The organism is Sulfuricurvum sp. (genome assembly GCF_036279695.1).
GTDB lineage: Bacteria > Campylobacterota > Campylobacteria > Campylobacterales > Sulfurimonadaceae > Sulfuricurvum.
On sequence record NZ_DASUIQ010000010.1, the window covers coordinates 66,062 to 85,316 of the forward strand.

General features: G+C 44.7%; 22 protein-coding genes and 1 pseudogene. 10 read left to right on the forward strand and 13 right to left on the reverse strand.

Going from position 1 to position 19,255, the window contains the following annotated elements; all coding sequences use genetic code 11:
• Positions 1-40: 40 nt before the first annotated feature.
• The 5 genes from VFW36_RS01335 to VFW36_RS01355 are packed head-to-tail and all read left to right on the forward strand — an operon-like array spanning position 41 to position 4,921.
• Entirely contained in the window at positions 41-1,210 is a 1,170-nt protein-coding gene (locus VFW36_RS01335) for a TolC family protein (protein WP_329657022.1), read from the forward strand.
• A complete protein-coding gene (locus VFW36_RS01340) occupies positions 1,207-2,421 on the forward strand; it encodes an efflux RND transporter periplasmic adaptor subunit (RefSeq protein ID WP_329657023.1) in 1,215 nt (404 codons plus the stop codon). Before VFW36_RS01335 ends, VFW36_RS01340 begins: the two co-directional genes overlap by 4 nt.
• A 2-nt stretch (positions 2,422-2,423) precedes the next feature.
• On the forward strand, positions 2,424-3,110 hold the full coding sequence (locus tag VFW36_RS01345; protein ID WP_329657024.1) for an ABC transporter ATP-binding protein: 687 nt from the start codon (positions 2,424-2,426) through the stop codon (positions 3,108-3,110).
• A complete protein-coding gene (locus tag VFW36_RS01350) occupies positions 3,107-4,318 on the forward strand; it encodes an ABC transporter permease (protein ID WP_329657025.1) in 1,212 nt (403 codons plus the stop codon). The genes VFW36_RS01345 and VFW36_RS01350 overlap by 4 nt, the downstream gene beginning before the upstream one ends.
• A gap of 39 nt (positions 4,319-4,357) precedes the next feature.
• A complete protein-coding gene (locus tag VFW36_RS01355; protein WP_329657026.1) occupies positions 4,358-4,921 on the forward strand; it encodes a hydrogenase-4 component G in 564 nt (187 codons plus the stop codon).
• A gap of 1 nt (position 4,922) precedes the next feature.
• On the opposite strand, the gene mscL is transcribed toward VFW36_RS01355, so the two are convergent.
• Positions 4,923-5,357, reverse strand: a complete 435-nt coding sequence (gene mscL / locus VFW36_RS01360; RefSeq protein WP_329657027.1) for a large conductance mechanosensitive channel protein MscL — start codon at positions 5,355-5,357, stop codon at positions 4,923-4,925.
• A gap of 182 nt (positions 5,358-5,539) precedes the next feature.
• Between mscL and VFW36_RS01365 the strand changes: the two genes are divergently transcribed.
• Together VFW36_RS01365 and VFW36_RS01370 are read left to right on the forward strand one after the other, a co-directional pair.
• Entirely contained in the window at positions 5,540-6,415 is an 876-nt protein-coding gene (locus VFW36_RS01365; RefSeq protein ID WP_329657028.1) for a D-alanyl-D-alanine carboxypeptidase family protein, read from the forward strand.
• 120 nt (positions 6,416-6,535) lie between these two features.
• Entirely contained in the window at positions 6,536-6,727 is a 192-nt protein-coding gene (locus VFW36_RS01370; protein ID WP_329657029.1) for a hypothetical protein, read from the forward strand.
• A 16-nt stretch (positions 6,728-6,743) separates the two neighbouring features.
• On the opposite strand, the gene VFW36_RS01375 is transcribed toward VFW36_RS01370, so the two are convergent.
• Positions 6,744-7,073, reverse strand: coding sequence for a glycine zipper domain-containing protein (locus tag VFW36_RS01375; RefSeq protein ID WP_329657030.1), 330 nt, complete (start codon positions 7,071-7,073; stop codon positions 6,744-6,746).
• A 156-nt stretch (positions 7,074-7,229) separates the two neighbouring features.
• On the opposite strand from VFW36_RS01375, the gene abc-f reads away from it, so the two are divergent.
• Positions 7,230-9,188: a ribosomal protection-like ABC-F family protein gene (gene abc-f / locus VFW36_RS01380; protein ID WP_329657031.1), complete on the forward strand. Its 1,959-nt coding sequence runs from the start codon at positions 7,230-7,232 to the stop codon at positions 9,186-9,188.
• Here the strand turns inward: abc-f and VFW36_RS01385 are convergent.
• From VFW36_RS01385 to VFW36_RS01395, 3 genes are read right to left on the reverse strand one after another with little or no spacing between them, the layout of a single operon-like run.
• The gene (locus tag VFW36_RS01385) at positions 9,185-9,382 is read right to left on the reverse strand and encodes a hypothetical protein (RefSeq protein WP_329657032.1); all 198 of its coding nucleotides are present in this window, start codon (positions 9,380-9,382) and stop codon (positions 9,185-9,187) included. The genes abc-f and VFW36_RS01385 overlap by 4 nt on opposite strands.
• Positions 9,383-10,507 carry a PAS domain-containing sensor histidine kinase gene (locus tag VFW36_RS01390; protein WP_329657033.1) on the reverse strand — a complete coding sequence of 375 codons (1,125 nt, stop codon included), beginning with the start codon at positions 10,505-10,507 and terminating at the stop codon, positions 9,383-9,385.
• Positions 10,504-11,178, reverse strand: a complete 675-nt coding sequence (locus VFW36_RS01395; protein ID WP_329657034.1) for a response regulator transcription factor — start codon at positions 11,176-11,178, stop codon at positions 10,504-10,506. The genes VFW36_RS01390 and VFW36_RS01395 overlap by 4 nt, the downstream gene beginning before the upstream one ends.
• A 295-nt stretch (positions 11,179-11,473) precedes the next feature.
• On the opposite strand from VFW36_RS01395, the pseudogene VFW36_RS12500 reads away from it, so the two are divergent.
• A pseudogene (locus VFW36_RS12500) lies at positions 11,474-12,001 on the forward strand (methyl-accepting chemotaxis protein); the annotation flags it as partial.
• An 81-nt stretch (positions 12,002-12,082) separates the two neighbouring features.
• Entirely contained in the window at positions 12,083-12,445 is a 363-nt protein-coding gene (locus VFW36_RS12505) for a CZB domain-containing protein (protein ID WP_414720213.1), read from the forward strand.
• A gap of 17 nt (positions 12,446-12,462) precedes the next feature.
• Here the strand turns inward: VFW36_RS12505 and VFW36_RS01405 are convergent, their stop codons facing one another.
• The 8 genes from VFW36_RS01405 to VFW36_RS01440 are packed head-to-tail and all read right to left on the reverse strand — an operon-like array spanning position 12,463 to position 19,250.
• The gene (locus VFW36_RS01405; protein WP_329657036.1) at positions 12,463-13,524 is read right to left on the reverse strand and encodes a hypothetical protein; all 1,062 of its coding nucleotides are present in this window, start codon (positions 13,522-13,524) and stop codon (positions 12,463-12,465) included.
• Between the two features lie 8 nt (positions 13,525-13,532).
• Positions 13,533-13,823, reverse strand: coding sequence for a Dabb family protein (locus tag VFW36_RS01410; protein ID WP_329657037.1), 291 nt, complete (start codon positions 13,821-13,823; stop codon positions 13,533-13,535).
• A 4-nt stretch (positions 13,824-13,827) separates the two neighbouring features.
• Positions 13,828-14,715, reverse strand: a complete 888-nt coding sequence (locus VFW36_RS01415) for an NAD(P)H-dependent glycerol-3-phosphate dehydrogenase (RefSeq protein ID WP_329657038.1) — start codon at positions 14,713-14,715, stop codon at positions 13,828-13,830.
• Entirely contained in the window at positions 14,712-15,413 is a 702-nt protein-coding gene (locus VFW36_RS01420) for an NAD-binding protein (protein ID WP_329657039.1), read from the reverse strand. Before VFW36_RS01420 ends, VFW36_RS01415 begins: the two co-directional genes overlap by 4 nt.
• Positions 15,410-16,969: an ion transporter gene (locus VFW36_RS01425; protein ID WP_329657040.1), complete on the reverse strand. Its 1,560-nt coding sequence runs from the start codon at positions 16,967-16,969 to the stop codon at positions 15,410-15,412. The genes VFW36_RS01420 and VFW36_RS01425 overlap by 4 nt, the downstream gene beginning before the upstream one ends.
• A gap of 8 nt (positions 16,970-16,977) precedes the next feature.
• A complete protein-coding gene (gene gatB / locus VFW36_RS01430; RefSeq protein WP_329657041.1) occupies positions 16,978-18,405 on the reverse strand; it encodes an Asp-tRNA(Asn)/Glu-tRNA(Gln) amidotransferase subunit GatB in 1,428 nt (475 codons plus the stop codon).
• Positions 18,406-18,423: 18 nt separating this feature from the next.
• Positions 18,424-18,975 carry a thiamine phosphate synthase gene (locus VFW36_RS01435; protein ID WP_329657042.1) on the reverse strand — a complete coding sequence of 184 codons (552 nt, stop codon included), beginning with the start codon at positions 18,973-18,975 and terminating at the stop codon, positions 18,424-18,426.
• Positions 18,972-19,250, reverse strand: coding sequence for a hypothetical protein (locus VFW36_RS01440; protein ID WP_329657043.1), 279 nt, complete (start codon positions 19,248-19,250; stop codon positions 18,972-18,974). The genes VFW36_RS01435 and VFW36_RS01440 overlap by 4 nt, the downstream gene beginning before the upstream one ends.
• Between the last annotated feature and the right edge of the window lie 5 nt (positions 19,251-19,255).

Below are 19,255 nucleotides of genomic sequence, written 5' to 3' on the forward strand. Positions count from 1 at the left end.
GATGAAAAAAAGATATTTAGCTACACTACCTTTATTTCTCATGACTAACCTCTACGGCGGTGATGATGCGCTCCTCTCCGGCGAAAAACAAGAGATATTACGTCAACAACAATCTATTTATGAATCCGAACACGAAAAACTCCGCACGAACTGGATCGCACCGCTGAATCTCAATGCGTCGTATAGCTATGACAAAAGCGCTACGGGTGATTATCATAGTGACACCGAAAATATCTCCGCGTCTATCTCTCAGGACATCTTTCGCTCCGGCGGGATCATGTATCAAATTCGTTACGCCGATGCCAAAAAACAAAGTGAGACCATAGCCTATCAACAACAAATTGCGGCGTTGAATCAACAGTTGTTTCTCGCACTCCTCACCTACCAAAAAAACGGTACTTTGGTGGAACAAAGTCAAAAACGTCTGGATAACAAAGAGATCGAAATCTTTATCAAACGTCAACTCTACGATGCGGGAAAAGTGGATATTACTGAGCTAAACAATGCGTTCATGGCAAAAAGTAATGAACTAAAAACCCTCATCTCCCTCAAATATGCGCTCAGTGAACAGCGTTTGGAAATTGCAAAAATCAGCGATCTCACCCCTGAAACGTTTCCGATCCCCCGATTTGAGATGATCGCTAAAGAGCACTATATGTCGAACCAATTTGATTTACAATACGCACAAGCGCAAAGCGATACTCTCAAAAATTTCTCCGAGGTAACGGCTACCAATTATCTCCCTTCTATCGCACTTAATGGCTCTGTCGGATATCGTAACTACGATCCCAAAGAACTCAGCGGAGACTACAGAGGAGATTATTACAGTGCTGGGGTTCAACTCACACTGCCGCTGGTCTATAACGCCTCAGCAACGATCCAAGAAGCACAAGCGACCTATCTCAAAGAAGCGGCTAAAACTGCCGATAAAAAAAGAGAACTGAACGCCCAATATGCCCAAGTGTTTGAAAAAATTCAAAGCTACCGAGACTACATCGCTATCACGACTAAAAACCTCATCCTCTACGATGAATTGATTCGCGCACTCCAAGCCGGTGTCAATGTCGGAACCAAAACGGGCTATGATCTCCAAACACTCCAAAACACCAAAACGATCGAAGAGCTAGAGATCAAAATCAATGAGATCAATATCCAAATCGAGTTAGCCAAACTCCACTTTTCCCTCAACACTTCCAAGGAGCTCCGATGAACCCAACGACCGAATCGATCAAACAAACGCTTGGAGTCGATGCACCAAAAAAATCACCGTTTAAAAAATACGCTATTGCTGTGTTTGTGCTAATACTTGCCGCAGTCGCCGGAGTGCTGTGGGTCAAGCAAAACCAAAGTGAAAAAACGCAATACATTACCGCTCCCGTGCAGATAAAAGATCTCACAACCTCCGTCTCCGCTACGGGAAATCTGGAACCCACCAATACCATCGATGTAGGGATCGAGGTTTCGGGAACCATTACCGATGTCCTCGTCGATTATAACGACCGCGTCCAAGTCGGACAGCTCATGGCACGGATCGATACCACAAAACTCACCTCTAACGTCACAAGCGCCAAAGCCGCTTTGCAGCGTGCCCAAGCGAATGTCTCCGTGGCAAAGGCAACTCTCGCCAATGCCCAAAACGAATGGGAACGGGTACACAAAATGTACACCTCTACCGGAGGGAATTACCCCTCCAAACAAGCGGTAGATGAAGCCGATAACGCCCTCCTATCGGCAAAAGCATCCGTAGCCGCCGCCATTGCCCAAACACAACAATCTCAAGCAGAACTCGCCATCGGTCAAGATAACCTCCGAAAAGCGGTCGTCGTTTCTCCGATTGAGGGGATCGTCCTCAACCGAAAAGTGGAACCGGGGCAAACGGTGGTTGCGGCTATGCAAACTCCCGTTTTGTTTACGATGGCAAAAAGTTTGAACACTATGAAAGTGATCGTCAGTGTCGATGAAGCCGATATCGGAGAGGTGAAAGAGGATCAAAACGTAACCTTTAGCGTCGATGCCTATCCGAATCAAGAGTTTAGAGGGGTAATAACACAGCTTCGTTTGAATTCTCAAATACTCAACGGTGTCGTTACCTACGATGCCGTCGTCGAAGTCCCTAATGCAGATTTAAAACTACGCCCCGGAATGACGGCCACCGCTCAGGTAATCACGGGAGTGTTGCACCGTATGCTCACCGTCCCTAATGCGGCACTTCGATTTACCCCTCCAAAAGATAAAAATGACAAAACCAAAAAAGCGCAAGATAATACTAACACCAACACTAAATCGGTGTGGATACTTCGAAATAACCAGCCGATAAAAATCGACGTAACGGCGGGACAAAGCGACGGGGTTTCTACCGCCATTCTCGCTTCTAAACTCACAACAAACGATACGGTTATCGTCGGAATTCAAGAGAATTAGGGATGAAAAACACGGTTATCGCCTTTGAGGGTGTCACCAAATCCTACGGAGAGGGAGAAGCGGCCGCCTATGCCCTGCGCGGGATCGATCTATCGATTGAGCATGGAGAATTTGTTGCCATTATGGGTCCCAGCGGGTCGGGGAAATCGACAGCGATGAACATCATCGGATGCCTCGATACCCCTACCAGTGGAGATTATCTCTTTGAAGGGGTCAATGTCACCTCGCTGAGTCGGGATCAGCGCGCGCTACTACGCCGTAACTACATCGGTTTTATCTTTCAAGGGTTCAATCTGTTGGGAAAAACCTCAGCCGTTGAAAACGTAGAGCTACCGCTGCTCTATCGGGGGATAGATGCTGAGACTCGTCGAGCCAAAGCCCTCGAAGCGCTTAAAAGCGTCGGATTGGAACATGTCGCCCATCACACACCGGGTGAACTCTCCGGCGGTCAACAACAGCGTGTCGCAATCGCCCGTGCTATCGTCACCGATCCGCTCATTCTCCTCGCCGATGAGCCGACGGGGAATCTCGACAGTGCCAAAAGCATCGAAGTCATGGAGCTGTTACGCTCATTTAACCGTGACAAAGGGATTACGATTATTATGGTCACGCATGAAGATGATATGGCATCCTATGCTCAAAGAACTATCCGCTTTCGTGACGGACTGATCGACAAGGCGCATACATGATCTGGAATGCCTTTATCTTGGCTCTACGAGAGATTCGCCGTAGTGCATTGCGCTCGATCCTCACCACTTTGGGGATCGTTATCGGAGTCGCTTCGGTCATCGCCATGGTCATGCTCGGGGATGCGACCACCGCCTACGTCACCAACAGCATCTCCAAACTCGGCAGTAACATGCTCATTATCCGTCCGGGGCAAGATCGTCACGGACCTCAGGGAACCGATGCCACCGCAAAACGGTTCACCCATAATGACATTACCACCATTCAGCGTGAAATCAGCGGATTAAAAGGGGTCGCACCCGTCGCGTCCAAAGGGATGCAGGCGGTCTATGGAAACCAGAACTACTCCACCTCCATCGACGGAAGCGATAACGACTATTTCACTGTCAAAGATTGGGTATTTGAATCGGGAAGGGCATTTACTCCGGCGGAACTTCAAGGGGGAAAAGCGGTCTGTGTCATCGGAGAAACCATACGTAAAGAGCTATTCGGGGATCAAGATCCCATCGGTGCCTCGATACGACTGGGGAACTTTTCGTGCAAAGTAATCGGACTGCTCCACCCCAAAGGAGCCTCGATGTTCGGAATGGATCAAGATGATATTATCGTCGTCCCGATCCGTATGTTCCAACGTCGCATCAGCGGAAACCAAGATATTTCAATCATCATGCTCTCGGCAAAAAATGCGTCAAACATCGAAAATATAAAATCCTCTCTCACGGGGATGATGCGCGAACGTCGCCATATCCGCAGCGGCGATGAAGACGATTTCAATGTTCGGGATTTACGTGAAGTGGTACAAACTCTCACCTCCACCACCAAAATGCTCACCGTTTTACTGGGTGCTGTAGCGACAATAAGCCTCCTCGTCGGAGGGATCGGGATCATGAATATTATGCTCGTCTCTGTCACCGAACGTACCCGTGAAATCGGGATACGGCTCGCCATAGGAGCACTGGAAAGAGAGGTACTATTGCAGTTTTTGGTCGAAGCGATCGTCCTCTCTTCACTCGGAGGGGTGATAGGGGTTCTCTTGGGGATCGGTTTTGGGATCGGGATCAGTATCTTTTTTGATCTTCCTCTGATCTTTAACACGATGATCGTCATCATCGCTTTTTTATTTTCCACCCTCGTCGGGATCGTATTCGGCTATTTTCCGGCACGCAAAGCGGCACGACTCAACCCTATCGACGCTTTACGCTATGAGTAATTTGCCGATAGTATAGGATACAGTTCTAAAGGAGCTTTTATGCAAATCGGAACCGGAACATCGATCAATCCTTACACCAAAAGTGCGTTGGGATTAAACGACAAAGAGACTCAAGACTTTAAAGAAAAAATCAAAAGCGGAGAGATTTCGGGTAAAACCCTCTCCCAAGCATACCTCGTCGAATATTCTCTCCAAATAGAGAGCTATTCATCCAACAACCTCCAAGCTCAAAGTGCACCTTTTGATTGGTCAAAAGTCAAAGATATTCTCAATTCCATCGATTTTGAATCGATAGGCTATACCGGAAAACCGATCGCCGATATGAATCCTGAGGAAGCAAAAGCGTTAGTCAGTGAAGAGGGATTTTTTGGAATCTCTCAAACATCCGCGCGACTATCGGATTTTGTATTAAGCGGCGGCGGTGACGATCTCGAAAAACTCAAAGCGGGTCGGGAGGGAATCATACAGGGGTTTAACGAAGCAGAAAAACTGTGGGGAGATAAACTCCCTGATATCTCGTATGAAACACTCGATAAAGCTTTGGCTAAAATCGATGAGAAAATCACCTCTTTAGGGGGGAATGTACTCGATACGAGCGCCTAAATTATTGTATTGATCTACAGTGAGGACATGTCTTCGCGGCTAAAGGGATCTCCATCGCACATTCAGGACATATTTTCGTCGTTGGTGCTGATGCGGCAACAGGTTCGGCGGCTTTAAGCTTGTTGTAGGCTTTGACCATCATAAACATCACAAAACCTAAAATGGTAAATGAGATCGCATCATTAAAAAATACCCCGAGCTTAATCGCCGGAGCACCTGCCGCATCAAGCGCAGAGAGTGAGGGGTATTCTTTACCGTCCAATGCGATAAATAACGATGAAAAATCGACTCCGCCCATCAGCAACCCCACCGGCGGCATAATGATATTGGCAACCAACGATTTTACTACCGTAGCAAATGCCGCACCGAAGATAAAACCGACAGCCATATCGACAACATTTCCGCTGATAAGAAACTTTTTAAATTCTGAAAACATAATGACCCTTTTTTTGGAACTAAAATAATTGTAACACAGAAATGTTGGCACAATGTGATACGTTCCGATTTTCCACACCTCGATCAAAAAAACGGTGAAGTTACCCTCAATTGACCCGTTGTTTACATTTTTCAGGAATCATAAAGAAATAGAACTATTCCTTTAAAAAGTTACCGAAACGTATGATATATCGATATTTAGCCCTTTTTGCACTTTTTTTCTCCCTCTCACTACACGCAGAGGTTGACAAAGAGAGACTTGATAAACTCAATGTAGAAGCACTTATTGTCAAAAAGCTCACAAACAGTGAAATCATCTACGATAAAGAGGCTCTCAAAGAGGTCAAACCTGCCAGCCTGACCAAAATTATGACCGCTATGTTGGCAATCGAACAAGGGAATTTGGATCGCCCCGTAACGATTACTGCCGAAATGATAGCAGTTGAGCCGACCAAAGCAGGCTACAAAGAGGGGGAGGTCATACGTCTTGAGGATTTGGTCAAAGCCGCTATGATCAAATCCGATAATGACGCGGCAATGGCGATTGCAATAGCTGTTGGAGGAGATCTCAATACGTTTGTACAAATGATGAACCTCAAAGCGGTACAAATCGGGATGGACAACACCGTTTTTACCAATCCGTGCGGCTTTGACATCGGTATCCACCACTCCACCCCGCTTGATCTTCTCCATTTAGCCGAATATGCGATCCAAAATACTCTCTTCAACGATATTACTCGTCAAAATGAACATACCTATTATGCGCTCAATAACAACCGAAAATTCGTAGCTAAAACCCACAACCATCTTTTGGGGAAATACGAATATGCGGTAGGGGTTAAGACAGGATACACCTCTAAAGCGGGAGCTTGTTTCATCGCCCGCGCCAAAAAAGACGGCAACGACTGTCTCATTGTGATGCTCAATTCCAAAGAGAACCGTTGGAGCACGGCACAAGAGATTTTTGAGCAGGTATTTGTTCAACCTGAAGTTGAACATACGGAAGAGACATTGATGGCTCAAAGCGAACCACCGTCTGAGCCTAAAATGCAGCTTTAGTCATTTCGTATGAATAATGAGCATTTAACCTTTCATATTGATCCCACACCGACATTACCGACTAGACAATGTCGTTTTTATGCACGACTATTAGGATGGTTTCTCAGTTATGGAAATTATATGATCGGATTGCTGGTGTGGTGGCAGAGTGATTGGTTTATCGCCATCGGCGGATTGTTATTAGGGTATATCGTTTTCGGAATCATCCGAAGTAAACTCCGTAACGATTCGATCCCGCTCGCGCAGAGGGAAACCCCCTACAACGATTACGCGATTGCGACGTGGTATCTCTCACGTAATCATTGTTTTTAAGAGGTGACGTTCACAATCAATCGCGATTGTGATTTTTATGATGCCCTTTATGCTTTCCGTTATCGTGGTGTTCACGATCTCGATCTACATAGACTACTTTCTCTCGTGTAACCACTTGGGTTGTAGAACGAGTTGTCTCTTTGCTTCCGACAGCAGCACCCAATGCACCGCCGACCCCGCCGCCGATAATCGCACCGTTTTTACCGCCGGTTGCTGAACCGACTGCAGAACCGACTCCCGCACCGACCATACTGCCTACTACCGCGCCTCCGTCTATCTCACCGGCACTCACGTTCACCGCAGTTGCCAATAGTACGGATAAAATCAAAGTTGATTTAGTTTTCATAATAATGTTCTCCTCATTTTGTTTTATTAATTATACCAATATAACGGTCACAATTTAGTCATGTAAGTGTTAACCAAGGTAAACAACCAAATGTACCGCATAAGCTCCCTTCCGCTATAATTCGCAGAAGTATCCTCATATAGGAATAAAACACATATGGCATTAGTCGATCTCCTAGGTGTCAGCAAACACTACGAAGCCCAAAAAATTTTAGAGAACATCAACTTCCATATCGACGAAGGTGAGCGGGTCGTTATCGTCGGGAAAAACGGCAGCGGCAAATCCACCCTCATGAAAATTGTCCACGGTTCTCTCGATGCCGATGAGGGGGAGCGGATCAACCGTCAGGGGATCGAGATCAAAATGCTCTCCCAAGTCCCCGCGTTTGACCCCGCTCATAACGTTCGTGAAGCGATCGAAGCGGGTTTAGGGGAACTACGAACAGCGAAAGTCCGTTTTGATGAGATTTCAGCCCTCCTCGCCGAACAATATGATAATGAAACGCTCTTACAAGAGCAATCACGTCTCACTACCTTTCTCGATCACCACAACGCATGGAATCTCGATGATAAAATTGAGCGGGTGATGCACCATTTCATGCTCAAAGAGTATGAGGATAAAAAGGTTAATCTCCTCAGCGGTGGTGAACAACGCCGAGTCGCCCTTGCCTCGCTGCTTCTCCTTAAACCCGATATTCTCCTCCTCGATGAACCGACCAATCACCTCGACGTCTACATGGTGGAGTTTCTCGAAGAGCTGATCCTCAAAGAGCGCTTTACCTTGCTCTTCATCTCGCATGACCGTTACTTTATCGATCAGATCGCAACCAAAACCATCGAGGTAGAAGATTGTGCCCTTCGTGAATTTAGCGGCGGATACAGCAACTATCTGGAACAAAAACAAGAACTCTTACGGACAATGGCGCAACAGCACGATAACCTACTCAAACTCCTCAAAACCGAAAACGAGTGGCTCCGTCGAGGGGTGAAAGCACGTCTAAAACGGAATGAAGGACGAAAGCAGAGAGTCTTACAACTGCGAGAAGATGCCAAAAACAATCCGAGCAAAATCCGTAAAATGAAACTGGAACTCGAGCGCGAAGCCAAACACTTCAACCGAGGTGAAGGGGTCAACCGCCAAAAAATGCTCTTTGAAGTCGAAAAGTTAGGGTTAAAACTTGGAGATAAAGAGTTGATCCGTAATTTCTCCACTCGAATTTTACAAAAAGACGTCATCGCCGTCGTCGGCCCGAACGGAAGCGGTAAATCAACCCTCCTCAAAGCTCTACTAGGACGGCTCAAACCGACGAACGGTATCATCAAGATGGGAGAGCTCACCATCGGCTATTTCGATCAGCACCGTGAAATGCTCGATGATAATCTCAACCTCATCGAAACCTTCTGTCCTCACGGGGGAGATCGGGTCGATGTTATGGGGCAAGATTACCACGTCTACGGCTATCTCAAAAACTTTCTCTTCCCTCGTGAATTTCTCGATAAAAAGGTCGGGGTTCTCAGCGGCGGAGAGAAAAACCGTGTCGCCCTAGCCCTCCTCTTTACCAAAAAAGTGGACTGTCTCATCCTCGATGAACCGACCAATGATCTCGATATCCCTACGATCAACATCCTCGAAGAGAAGCTCCAAAGTTTCCCCGGAGCCGTTATTCTCGTCAGCCATGATAGATATTTCGTCGACAAGATCGCTAAAAAACTCTTCATCTTCAAAGGGGACGGCACCATCGAAGAGAGCTACAAACCTTACAGCGAATACCTCGAAGATGAAAAAGAGTTGCTTGAGATGGATGCGATGGAAGCGGAATTTTCCAAATCTGCAGCCGCTACTGTAACCCAGCAGAGCGAAAAGCCGAAAGTTCTCAAACTCACCTTTAACGAACAACGTGCACTGCAAACGCTTCCCGTCGAGATCGAAGCACTCGAAGCCAAGATCGATGAGCTGAACGCCTCGTTAGCCGATCCGAAACAATACGAAAAAATCGGAATTAGCGTTTTAGCCGAAGAACTCGAAAAAACCAAAGCGCTCTATGAAGAAAAAGTCGATGAACTTTTAACCATAGAAGAAAAAGCCGAAGAGATCGAAGCGCTTAAAAACAGCTAGTTGCTTCTTGCAAGTTTTTTAAAATCGATCTCTTCGCTCTGAGATTCAGCCTTTTTTTTATCCTCTTCGTAATTGCCCGTCGTAAAAACGACTTCAGCCCCTTTATTGAGGATACACCCTTTTATACCGGGCTGACAAGAGACTTTTAAGAGTTTACAGAACCCCTTGCTGTCATGCTGGCATGTCCATCCCATCTATCTTCCTATTTTCAATACCGTTTTGTTAATTTTCGGAAACGTTAACCGAAACCAAGCCCCCTCTTCGTTTGGAATCAGTTCTACCAATCCGCCTAGTTGTTCGGTCACGATTTTATGGGCAAAATAAAGCCCGTATCCATGTCCCGAATCACTTTTGCTACTCACCCCCGGATCAAAAATCGAATGCGCTTGTTCTACGCTCACCCCATCTCCGTTATCACGAATATCGATCATCACTTCTTCTACATTCTCCCATCCGCATACTCTTATTTTTTTATCGTTTCGATCTGATTTTTCGAGCGCCTCGATCGCATTTTCGATAAATACCGAAAAAAGGTGAAGCACTTGACTGCTCGGCACTTTCGTATTTATCGCGATCGTCTCAGGTAAATCGATGTCGAGCACAATATTTGACATAATGAGATGTGGATCTAAAAGATGCCTAACCTCTTCTACCGATATTTTGACATTTACAATGCCCGCTTTATCACTATGAAAGTGATATAAACTTTCCAAACTTTGCGAAAGATGCTCCAAAATCTCTTCTCCGCGCTCCAACTCCTCATCAAGCGCATTAGACGATTGTTCCAATAATTTAAGACGCATTCGCAACAGATAGGTAGAGAGCGTGTGGAGCGGACGTCTCCACTGATGTGCTAGAAAAGCGACCATCTCTCCTAAATTTGCCATGCGCGATTGCTCAATAAACAATCTGTTTTGTATCTCTTTTTCCTCTTCGAGTAGTTTGTGTTCGGTAATATCGGTAGTAGTAACTACCACTCCGATAATCTGATTTTCATCATTGTATATCGGATGGTGTCGCACCAACATATACAATCGCTGGGTTTCGTTAAAATTAAACCACGATTCGTAATTGATCTCTTCCCCCGCCAATGCTCTGTCCAAATTGGGTTTTACGATAGTATTAAACGTTTCACTCCCTAACAGCTCCTCGACAGAATGCCCGATAATATCCCGATAGGGGCGATTAAATCCTTTAACGTACGCGTAGTTTACCGCACGATAAATATAGTCGTTATCCACAAATGAGAGTCGACTATCGGTTTGATCGATCAGATTAAACAAATGTGACTTTGAGGTGTACTGGACAAATTCGTTCATAAAAGCCTATATCCTAGCTTTGGGGTAACTTGTATATTAAGACCGATCACTTTTTTACGTAAATTACTCACGATAATTTTAAGTGCATTGCGGCTGATCTCTTGTGTTCCATAGAGAGCATACTCGATCTCTTCATAGGAGACAATCTGTTCTTTGCGTTTTAATAAGAGTTCCAATAATGAGATTTCTAAATGGGAGAGGCGTAAAACAATACCGTTTTGTATAATCGTTTTAGCTTGAAAATCGTACCGTATGTTCTCAGAAATATCCACACATTTCAATACGTCATGCTTATCATTTTGTTCCAATATTCGGAGCAATTGGTTCAATTTTGGCAGTGTGATCGGTTTGATCAAATACTCCTCGAGTTTCAAAGGTATCGCATCAAGGAGATAGTGCTGATGCGAATAGGAGCTCAAAACAATAATGGGAGTGGTTTTATCGTTCTCACGTATTCGCCGTATCAACTCCAGCCCGTCCATTTTGGGCATTTCAATATCCGTTAAAATAACATCAGGCATGCGTTCCGAGTAGATACGCCACCCCTCCATGCCGTCATACGCACTTAGGACTTCAGAAAATCTCGATCTTAACAAATACGATATGTTATTGTTACTTTCCACGTCATCTTCAACAATTAATATTGTTTTATCACTGTTTTTGATTTTCATTATTCGATTTGCTCATTTTTTTCCCTTATTTTAACCCAAAATCAGTTTAACGAAACCTTTTACAAACGCTCTTTTATTACAATCATTGACAAATTTATCAGTTTTTACGTCAAACTGGTTTTTTGCACCTATTCATGCAGGAGTCTCGTAAATGTTTTTTAAAAGTCATAATTGTGATGATCAGCTTTTCCCGTTACAAGAGCAGATAAAAAAAATTGAAAAAGAAAATAATTCTCTCAAAGACGAAAATGAACGTTTACTACGTGAGAATCAAGAATTAATAGCCCAAGCCAAAATGGCGGATCTCATCCGTCAGCTGACAGAGAGTTTGACCAATGCCTGTCAGAACGATCTCGTTAAATTACAAACTGATTTATCGGAAAACGTCAAACATTTAGAAGACATCGAAGTTCTTACGAAAAACAACCGTGCAAGTACGACCAAAATCAATCATGAAATCAGCGAGCTGTTACAAACTCAACAGAATCTTGTTAGCAATATTACCCAAAACTATGATTCAGTCTCTTCGCTTAATGAGAGTGTCAATTCAATCAGTTCGGTTATCAGCCTTATCAAAGACATCTCCGATCAAACCAACCTGTTAGCCTTAAATGCTGCCATCGAAGCGGCACGTGCGGGAGAACACGGACGCGGTTTTGCCGTCGTTGCCGATGAAGTACGCAAACTGGCTGAGCGAACACAAAAAGCGACCGCAGAAGTAGAGATCAGTGTCCAAAGCCTCAAACAAAATGCTACCGAAATTTATGAACGCTCCAGCTCAATGGAGGAAATCTCATCCATTTCAAGTAACAAGTTAGAGTCTTTTAACGAGGTTCTCTCCCATTTAGGGCTCCAAACCGAAACCATCGATAACGACTCAACCAATGTTTTGTATTCCGTATTTATGATTTTGGTAAAACTTGACCATTTGCTCTTTAAAGCAAAAGGGTACAAAAGCGTCTTTAACCTCAAAGTAGACGATGAGTTTGCAGACCACCATCACTGCCGATTAGGTAAATGGGCAGAAGGGGGCAAAGGATCAGAGATATTCGGTAAAACTCCAAGTTTTAGAAGACTAGAGTTACCGCATAAAACCGTACATGATAATATTTTAGCCGCCGTTGAATGCGTCAAATCCAATAAATGTTCCCAAGAAGCGGCAAATATGATAGAGCATTTCAAACAAGCAGAAAAAGCGAGTAAAGAGGTGGTCGAAGTGTTAGGGTCTATGCTCATCGAAGAGCGTCAATCCAGAAAAATAAAATAGCCAAAAAATGAGACAGTCTAATCTGTCTCAACCTCTATTTTAAATTTATCATCCATAAATTTTCGCGCTTCTTCATCACTCATCGCTATTGATTGTTGCAACGCATTTTGTATTTGAATTATCGTCATATCTTTTTGATTTTTACCCGATAGTGTGATCTCATCGGCTTTACCTTTGAGCATTTGAATCATTGCCCGAATCAAGTCTTTTTCAACGATTCCCTGAGTATTGGGCAAATCAGATTCAAACCGTTTGGCAATCGCGGTATTGATCGAAACAGCCGCTTTATCTTTATCGTTCATATCGATAGGGGTAAGAGAAAACTCTTTTAGAAATAAAGCCTTGTCCTCTTGCGGGAGAGTATCGGCAAAGTTCTTAACCGAGGCATAGGTAACATCGGATATTGCACGGTTTTCCAATACAAGGGCGAAATGTTCCAGTATCATAGCGTCAGGAGAACCGTTAGAAACGTCACGAGCGCTCATCGAGAATTCAAACGGCATGATCGCGTTATCAATACGGAATTGCTCTATTTCCACATGCTTCATATTCGTTTGCGTCCCCTCTACTTCGCCTTTGAGCGCAAAATTGAGTGAATTTAGCTTCTCAAGAGTGTCTTGTTGGAATGCATTGCTCACATTTTGAGAAATCAACTGTGCAATAAGCGGTTTAGGTAGCACCACGTTATCAGCTTCTATATCGATAGAAGCATCAACATTTTCCCCTTTGCCGAAGGCTTTAAATTTAGCAAATTCTTCAACATCACCTAAACGAAGAGCGCCGATGGAGAGCTGTTCTTGCCCCATGAGTGAAAACTTTATCGCTTCAATCTCACAATCGGTCGTAATAATACCGCTGCAATCGATTGCAGTGTATTTCATCTCACCGCCTATGACTACCAGCCCCTCTTGATATTCGCTGATCGCTTTGACCAACTCCCCTTTTACCCGCTCATTTTTATAATGGGCAAATGCACTGACACCGACAACGAGTACCGCCGCCGCAACGGAGAGATGAATTTTATATTTGTTATAAAACGGCTTAATAGGATTTTCTTCTATACTTAACGCTTCGTTCACACATACCCTTATTGTATATAATCGACCACTTTAGAGAGGGTCGTCACCTCTTTGATCACACTCACCACTTCCAAATGAGCAGGGTGAGTCGCATAAACGTCCAATGCCGCCTGTTCTTCAAACATTGAGACTAAAACCATATCAAACGAACGGGGGCTTTGACTGATGTCAATCCCAACTTCCATCGAATGCAACGTATTGATTTTCCCCGGAAGTGCTTCGAGCATCTCTTTCACACGAACCATATTCGACTCTTTGTTCTCATCTTTAAACTGAAACATCACGATATGAACTAGCATTTAATTACCTCTCTATTAGATCTTTTAAACTTTGTCGAGGTGATTTCCCCTCTAAAATAGCATACACTTCCGCCGCAATAGGGAGATAAATCCCTCTCTCTAACGCAATCTCGTGAAGCGCATACGCCGTTCCGATCCCCTCGCTCACCTCACCGATTTCCTCGCAGACCTGCTCTTTGTCTTTACCACTCGCCAAACCAAGCCCCACACGGTAGTTACGAGACATCGACGAACTGGCGGTCAAAAACAGATCCCCTGCCCCGCTCAGCCCTAGAAAACTCTCATCACTCGCGCCGTATGCTTTCCCGAAACGCTGCATTTCGACAAGCCCGCGTGCGATCAAACTCGCCGCCGCATTATGCCCCAAAGAGAGCCCCTCACAAATTCCCGCCGCGATAGCGATGACATTTTTATACGCACCCGTAATCTCCGCCCCGATCACATCCGTGCTCGTATAGGTACGGATAAAACTCGGAAAAAGTGCCGCAAATTCGCTTGCCGTCTCCAGAGACTCCGAATTGATCACGAGAGCGGTAGGAAGTTTTTGTTTTACTTCGATAGCAAACGAGGGACCCGATAAAAAAGCCAAATTGCCCGTAGGGATGAAATCTGCGTAAATATCGTTCAAAAACCGTCCGCTGGAGGCTTCGATCCCTTTTGCCGCAACGAGAATCTTTTGCCCTGAAAAGGTAAAATTCTCTTTAAGCCATTGTGCGACTTGCTGTGCCGGAACGGTAATAATCAGGTATTCGCATCGGAGTACTTCATCGAGTGATCTGAAATTATCCCAATCACGCGGAGTACGTGACGTAATGATAACCTCATTTTTTTCCGACATAGCAAACGCTAACGCTTCCCCCCATTTACCCGCTCCGATAACCCCTACCCTCATTTTACCACTCCCATCGCTTCAGACAACGCCATAATACTGTCATCGTATCCGACTACCACTAAAACATCATCAGGATCGATATGATGGTGGTGCCCTTTTGAGGTAAAACTAAACGTTGCCGAGAGCTGATGATCGACGATGGCGAGGACAAGAATATCAAATTCTTCCCCCCAATCGATCTCATGCAGATGCTTCCCGACTAAAAAACAGTTCTGCGGAACCGTGATTTGGGCGATTTTTAAAAATGACTGCTCGTACAAAATATCATGCAGTACTTCGGTCACCGTCGGTTTCTCTAACATCTCAGTGATAATATTGGCGGTAATCTGCTGTGTTGCCATCACCTTGTTAGCTCCGGCACTTTTCATCTTTGCCGCACTCTCATGGTCTCCTGCCAAAGCAATGATAGGAAGTTCTTCAAAAATCGAACGAAGCGATATGGTGAGAAAAACATTCTCGGCATCTTTGTCCAATGCGCAGAAAACAATCAAACTATTCGGATCAAACTTATCCTCAATAACTCTCCAATCTTCCCCTAAATCAAACAATGCCGCTTCAAACCCCGCCGCTTTTGCCGCATTCAGCTCTGATTCATTCATGACAAAAACAGCAAAAGAACTATATTCCGATGCAATCTGCACCGCTATTTGTTTCGCATATTCATTAAATCCGAATACGATTGCACTGTTATAATTCATCGTCTTTTCTTCCTCCGCATCAAAGACTTGAACTCATCGATCAATGAGCGGGTACCCACCACAATAGCGACATCACCCTCTTCCACCAAAAGAGAGTTGGATGGGTTAAAGAAAAATGATTTGCTCAACTGTTTATAAACCCCAAGGACGATGAGCCGCTTGTGAAACATAGTGAGTTTTGCCGTCTCAAAAAACTGATTCGCCATAATGGAATCTAAAACAATCTCTTCGATAAAAACACCGCTGTTTTCAGAACGCAGTGCGTGAATTACCTCAAATGCCACCGGTCGTCCGCTCACCTCTTTGCTCATCAAACCGATGAGTTCTTGCGTATAGACGATCTCGTTGATACCTGCCAATGAGAGCTTTCGGCGGTTTTCATGATGATGCAAAATAGAGAGCATTTGAACTTTTTTAGAAATTTCGCGTATCGTCAATGCCGTGTAGACATTCAAAACATCGCTTTCCTCCAGCAATAGTGCCGCAATCACTTGCGTTTCAAAGTTGATGCGGATCGTATGATACGAGTGGAGAGACGCAGGATTATGTGTAAGGGCTAAAAATCCCTCTTTTTGTGCTTCGGCAACTTTTTTGTGATTGCTCTCTAAAATAACGACCGATTTACCGGTTTTTAAAAATCGGTGGGCAACTTGTGCGGCTAAAGGGGTATAGCCACAAATGAGATAAAACTGATCCACCTTGGAGACGTCATCGATCAGTTTATCCTCTTTGATCTCATCAAGCTTTTCGGTAAATGCCGATACGACGATTGAAGTGGCAAAAGAGATAACCGCGATCCCCGCGACGATGATGACCATCGCAACCGTTCTGCCCTCACTGGTTACAGGGACAAAATCACCGTATCCGACCGTAAAAATCGTTACCACCGACCAGTAGACTGCTTCAAACAGAGTATTGATCGGAGAATCCGGGTTATTTGCTTCCATAACATAAATGAGAACGGATGAAACGGTAATAATAACACCGGCAAACATCCCCAATGTGAGAAACTCAAATTTTTTAGACGAGAGGATAGAGACAAACTGCTGCAAGCTTTTGGTATAGCGGAAAAGTTTGAATACCCGAAAAAGGATAAAGACCCGCAATAACCGCATCTCATGGAAAAACGGCATAATGGCGAGCAGATCGATAATGGCGGAAGTGGAAAAAACAAATTTCGATTTAGTCAAAACAATATGATGCAATACGGTGAGTATTTTGAACGGACGCTGTAAAAACAAATCGTGTTCGTACTGCTCGATAATCGCTTTGGAATTATCACTGTAGACCCAAAATCGGAGTAGATATTCGATCAAAAAGATAACCGAAATAACGTAATTGTTAAAAAAGAGCCAATCGGGTTTTACCTCATATTTAACATGATGTACAAGGATATAAACACTGATAACAATCAGTACCATCATCGTATAATCAAAAAACTTTTTATACGGATAGGAAGTGTTTTCGAGAAGGTTATGAAAGAACTTTTTGAGATGACGATAGCGAGGGGAAGCTTGGAGAAAAAATGCGATCCCTACTATCCATCTACCGATCACAATAACTCTTATTGCGCTAATTTAGCTTGGAGAATGTCGTTGAGAGTATTCGGGTTTGCCGAACCTTTGGACGCTTTCATCGCTTGCCCGACGAAGAAACCGAAAAGTTTGTCTTTCCCCGATTTATACTCCGCTACTTTATCGGCATTAGCATTCAAGATTTCATCGATCAACGCTTCAAGCGCACCCGTATCGCTCACCTGTTTGAGTCCGAGTTTCTCGATGATGGCATCGATGTCTCCGCCGTTTTCAAGGAGGTAATCAAGAACCTCTTTCGCCGCTTTACCGCTGATAACGCTCTCTTCGATACGTTTGACCAATGTTCCGAGCATCACCGCACTGATCGGTGAGGTTGATGGACTCACACCGCCGCTTAGACGCCCTTGCAGCTCAACGATGAGCCACGTTACGGCGTTTTTAGGGCTAATCCCCTGCTCCAACATCGCTTCAAAATAGTGCGCGTTTTCCAAATCAGCGGTGATGAGCGATGCGTGGTATTCGCTAATCGCAAAATCGTTAACGAAACGCTCTTTTTTCGCATCGGGGAGCTCAGGGATCGTGCAGATTTGTTCATACATCGCATCATCCACAACCACTTTAAGCAAATCGGGTTCAGGAAAGTAGCGATAATCCGCCGCTTCCTCTTTACCGCGCATAGAGCGTGTCTCTTGTTTCACTTGATCAAACAATCGTGTCTCTTGAACAATCTCACTCTCATAAACACCGTCTTCCCACGCCTCTTTCTGACGCGCTACTTCGAGTTCGATTGCCCGCTGGATGAAGCGGAAACTGTTGATGTTTTTGATCTCGACGCGGGTGTAGAGTTTCTCATCCCCTTTGGGGCGGATAGAGACGTTGACGTCAACGCGGAACGACCCCTCTTGCATGTTCGCATCGCTTATATCGATATAACGGACAATGGAGTGGAGCTTTTTGAGATACAAAATCGCCTCTTCGGCAGAACGCATATCGGGTTCGGAGACGATCTCAAGGAGCGGCGTCCCTGCACGGTTTAGATCCACTTTTGAAATCGCGCCGTCATGGATGTTTTTTCCCGCATCGGCTTCGATATGGGCTCGGTTGATACGGATCGTTTTGTTTGAGCCGTCTTCGAAATCAATCACGAGTTTTCCGTGTTCGACAATCGGGGTATAGAGTTGGGTAATTTGATAGGCACTCGGGCTGTCGGGATAAAAATAGCTTTTACGGTCGAAAAATGACGTGCGATTGATCGTCGCCCCTACCGAAGTACCGAACATCCCCGCTTTGCGGAGTGCCTCACGGTTTAGCACCGGAAGTGCTCCGGGAAGTGCCAAACACGTCGGACAGGTGTTAGTATTTTGTTCGTGGTTAAAACTCGTAGGACAGGTGCAAAAAAGTTTAGACTGAGTGTTGAGCTGGACGTGAACTTCCAAACCGATAATGGTTTCAAACATGTGAGAAAATCCCTTGGTTTATATAAAATAGCGGATGGAGGCAAAGCCGTAGGCTCCGCACTCTTCGACCGCTTTTATCTGATCCTCGGTCGTAATTCCGCCGAGCGCAAAAATAGGTACTCTTATTTTAGCCACTATTTCTTTTAAATCGTCTAAACCCTTGGGTTCTCCCTTCTCAGGAGAGTGAAAAATCGGGCTGTAGGTGATCGCATCGGCACCTAAGTCTTGCGCTTTGAGTGCTTCTTCATACGAGTGGGTACTGATAACAACATATAACCCCTGTTTTTTTGCCTCTGGTATCTCATCAAATTGTGTAGAGGTGAAATGCACCCCATCGGCTTTTAATTCAGCTGCAAGTGCATAATCACCGTGCAGTAAAACATGAGGAATTTTATACGCTCGGGAGAGCGTTATAAACGTATGTGAGAGATCAGCATAGTTTGAGGTTTGCTTGTCTCTGAATAGTGCAAAATCGGGAAACCTATGCGAATAGATGACATCTAATGCCGATTCGATGGTATCGGGCGTACTGCCGTAGTAGGAGGGATCGGTGATTAGATAACTTTTCACGCGTCCGAAGGGGGAGTTTTAATACTCTCTCGAATCTCTTCGAGAAGTTCATTTTGTTTTTTTAGAATATCGTTACGATCTCGCGCCATCGACATTGTCTCTAGTACCAATAGCAAAAATATCGCTAAAAAGATAAAGATGAATGTAAACATGATTGCGGGAACGATACCGAGGAAAACAAACGATTGGAAAGTGACCCAAGCTCCGACGATAACGAAAGCCCAGGAGACGCCTCCGAGGAAGCTTAAAAGCGCGTCGAACGTACTTCGCTTCATCAAAA

What these genes read in the sequence shown, in the direction of transcription:
- VFW36_RS01335 (WP_329657022.1), top strand. Translation starts at nt 41, where the DNA reads ATGACTAACCTCTACGGCGGTGATGATGCGCTCCTCTCCGGCGAAAAA.
- VFW36_RS01340 (WP_329657023.1), top strand. Translation starts at nt 1,207, where the DNA reads ATGAACCCAACGACCGAATCGATCAAACAAACGCTTGGAGTCGATGCA.
- VFW36_RS01345 (WP_329657024.1), top strand. Translation starts at nt 2,424, where the DNA reads ATGAAAAACACGGTTATCGCCTTTGAGGGTGTCACCAAATCCTACGGA.
- VFW36_RS01350 (WP_329657025.1), top strand. Translation starts at nt 3,107, where the DNA reads ATGATCTGGAATGCCTTTATCTTGGCTCTACGAGAGATTCGCCGTAGT.
- VFW36_RS01355 (WP_329657026.1), top strand. Translation starts at nt 4,358, where the DNA reads ATGCAAATCGGAACCGGAACATCGATCAATCCTTACACCAAAAGTGCG.
- mscL (WP_329657027.1), bottom strand. Translation starts at nt 5,357, where the DNA reads ATGTTTTCAGAATTTAAAAAGTTTCTTATCAGCGGAAATGTTGTCGAT.
- VFW36_RS01365 (WP_329657028.1), top strand. Translation starts at nt 5,540, where the DNA reads ATGATATATCGATATTTAGCCCTTTTTGCACTTTTTTTCTCCCTCTCA.
- VFW36_RS01370 (WP_329657029.1), top strand. Translation starts at nt 6,536, where the DNA reads ATGATCGGATTGCTGGTGTGGTGGCAGAGTGATTGGTTTATCGCCATC.
- VFW36_RS01375 (WP_329657030.1), bottom strand. Translation starts at nt 7,073, where the DNA reads ATGAAAACTAAATCAACTTTGATTTTATCCGTACTATTGGCAACTGCG.
- abc-f (WP_329657031.1), top strand. Translation starts at nt 7,230, where the DNA reads ATGGCATTAGTCGATCTCCTAGGTGTCAGCAAACACTACGAAGCCCAA.
- VFW36_RS01385 (WP_329657032.1), bottom strand. Translation starts at nt 9,382, where the DNA reads ATGGGATGGACATGCCAGCATGACAGCAAGGGGTTCTGTAAACTCTTA.
- VFW36_RS01390 (WP_329657033.1), bottom strand. Translation starts at nt 10,507, where the DNA reads ATGAACGAATTTGTCCAGTACACCTCAAAGTCACATTTGTTTAATCTG.
- VFW36_RS01395 (WP_329657034.1), bottom strand. Translation starts at nt 11,178, where the DNA reads ATGAAAATCAAAAACAGTGATAAAACAATATTAATTGTTGAAGATGAC.
- VFW36_RS12505 (WP_414720213.1), top strand. Translation starts at nt 12,083, where the DNA reads ATGATTTTGGTAAAACTTGACCATTTGCTCTTTAAAGCAAAAGGGTAC.
- VFW36_RS01410 (WP_329657037.1), bottom strand. Translation starts at nt 13,823, where the DNA reads ATGCTAGTTCATATCGTGATGTTTCAGTTTAAAGATGAGAACAAAGAG.
- VFW36_RS01415 (WP_329657038.1), bottom strand. Translation starts at nt 14,715, where the DNA reads ATGAGGGTAGGGGTTATCGGAGCGGGTAAATGGGGGGAAGCGTTAGCG.
- VFW36_RS01420 (WP_329657039.1), bottom strand. Translation starts at nt 15,413, where the DNA reads ATGAATTATAACAGTGCAATCGTATTCGGATTTAATGAATATGCGAAA.
- gatB (WP_329657041.1), bottom strand. Translation starts at nt 18,405, where the DNA reads ATGTTTGAAACCATTATCGGTTTGGAAGTTCACGTCCAGCTCAACACT.
- VFW36_RS01440 (WP_329657043.1), bottom strand. Translation starts at nt 19,250, where the DNA reads ATGAAGCGAAGTACGTTCGACGCGCTTTTAAGCTTCCTCGGAGGCGTC.